Source organism: Shigella sp. FC1967 (assembly GCF_001743005.1).
In the GTDB taxonomy this organism is placed as follows: Bacteria; Pseudomonadota; Gammaproteobacteria; order Enterobacterales; family Enterobacteriaceae; genus Proteus.
Genome location: NZ_MIIZ01000905.1, coordinates 1 through 2,005, shown reverse-complemented (window position 1 = coordinate 2,005; position 2,005 = coordinate 1). Strand labels below are relative to the sequence as shown.

The 2,005-nt window shown below is 40.6% G+C and carries 2 protein-coding genes and 1 pseudogene; all 3 read right to left on the bottom strand.

Features of this window, described 5'->3' with window-relative positions; translation table 11 throughout:
* Positions 1 to 816: pseudogene (fliR, locus tag BHE89_RS15640) on the bottom strand (flagellar biosynthetic protein FliR); the annotation flags it as partial.
* Between the two features lie 5 nt (positions 817 to 821).
* A complete protein-coding gene (fliQ, locus tag BHE89_RS15635; protein ID WP_069367481.1) occupies positions 822 to 1,091 on the bottom strand; it encodes a flagellar biosynthesis protein FliQ in 270 nt (89 codons plus the stop codon).
* A gap of 15 nt (positions 1,092 to 1,106) precedes the next feature.
* Positions 1,107 to 1,814, bottom strand: a complete 708-nt coding sequence (gene fliP / locus BHE89_RS15630; RefSeq protein ID WP_286146207.1) for a flagellar type III secretion system pore protein FliP — start codon at positions 1,812 to 1,814, stop codon at positions 1,107 to 1,109.
* Between the last annotated feature and the right edge of the window lie 191 nt (positions 1,815 to 2,005).

Sequence of the window (2,005 nt, the reverse complement as noted above, 5' to 3'; positions counted from 1 at the left end):
TAATTAATGGCATGGCTAACATCATACCGTTAATAAATATAGTGCCACCACTTTGAACTAAAGTTAGTATGCCTAATGAGTTAAAAGTCTGATTTTCAAACACAGGTAATGCAGGCATGATCATGGATAATGCTAACATACCGATAGTCAGCGTAAGAGGAAAACCCACTAACAAAGACAGAAAGCTGTGGTGTCATACGGTTTAGAATACCTAATGAAAGGTTAAGAAACAAGGAGTAGGGTAATTAATGGCATGGCTAACATCATACCGTTAATAAATATAGTGCCACCACTTTGAACTAAAGTTAGTATGCCTAATGAGTTAAAAGTCTGATTTTCAATAGGAACAACATAGAAAGTATCAACTAATATAGATAATAGCCATAAATGACCATCAAAGACCATAAATAATAGCATTGTTAGCATATTAAAAATACGTGCGAGAATAGGCATGTTAGGGCCACCTGATGGATCGACAAAAGTGGCGAATGAAAGCCCCATCTGTAAACCAATCACTTCACCCGCATGACGAACAGAAGCGAATGCCAATTGCATTGATAACCCTAGAATGGTACCAATCAAAATTTGTTGCACCAAAATCCAAAAGGCAATAAGCGAGAATAACGGTACATGACTTTGCGGTAAACCTGGTGCGACTAATGCCGTCACTAAAAAAGCGAGGGCAATACGGAATTTTTTAGGTGTTTGCTTTTCACTAAATAGCGGCGCAGTACTAAAAAGGGCGAGGATCCGCACAAATGGCCAGAAAAAATCACTAATGTAGCCGTTAAGCATTTCACTGGTCAGGGTTATCATTGCTATTAACCAATCATCCCTGGAATGCCTGTAAATAAGTTATGCATATAATCGACAAGCAAACTTAGCATCCAAGGGCCTGCAACTAAAATAGCGGCTAATACAGCAAGAATTTTTGGAATAAACGATAATGTCATTTCGTTTATCTGCGTTGCAGCTTGCAGCATACTGATCACAAGACCCGTTACCAGCGCGGACAATAAAAGAGGGCCTGCGAGCGATAAAGCGATTTTCATCGCTTCAGTACCTAGAGCTAAGACGGATTCTGGTGTCATGACGTTACCTCTACGCTAATTAAAAAAGCTTTGTGCAAGCGAGCCCAGTATTAATTGCCAACCATCGACTAAAACAAATAGCATGAGTTTAAATGGCAATGAAACAGTGGCAGGGGGCACCATCATCATACCTAGCGCCATCAACACACTGGCAACCACTAAGTCGATAATTAGAAAAGGAATAAAAATCATAAAACCGATTTGAAAGGCAGTTTTTAGCTCACTCGTAATATAAGCGGGTACCAAAATACGCATAGGTACACTTTCGCGCGTTTCAAACGCGGGTGCATCGGCAAGACGGGCAAACAGAGCCAAGTCAGTTTCACGCGTTTGTTGCATCATAAACTGACGCAAAGGTTTTGCGCCATTCTCTAAGGCTTGCTCAAAGGTAATTTGATCTTCAGTAAATGGCATATAGGCATCTTGATAAATTTTATCAAAAACGGGTGCCATAATGAAAAAAGTCATAAATAACGCCAAACCCAGAACCACTTGGTTTGGTGGTGCAGAAGGTGTACCTAACGCATTACGTAGTAATCCAAGGACAATAATAATCCGAGTAAAACTTGTCATCATCAGCAAAACAGCAGGAATAAATCCCAACGCGGTAATGAAGATTAATGTTTGTACGGGTAATGACCAACTTTGACCACCACCCGGTAAAGGCTGTGTAATAACACCCGGAAATTGGGCAAAACGCACTGGTAGGTAACAAAAGTACAACCAGCACACTAGCGAAGAGACGCCAACGCTTTAATGCGTTAAAAAAAGTGACACACTGATGCATTATGAGTTGCCTTTATCTCGCTTTAGCGTTTTTTGTAATAGTTGAGTAAACAATGGCGATGTTGGTGATGAGGTCGCTTCCTGCGAGGCTTTATCAGGGACGGGTAATTTATGCAGCAGATTTACCT

What these genes read in the sequence shown, in the direction of transcription:
- fliQ (WP_069367481.1), bottom strand. Translation starts at nt 1,091, where the DNA reads ATGACACCAGAATCCGTCTTAGCTCTAGGTACTGAAGCGATGAAAATC.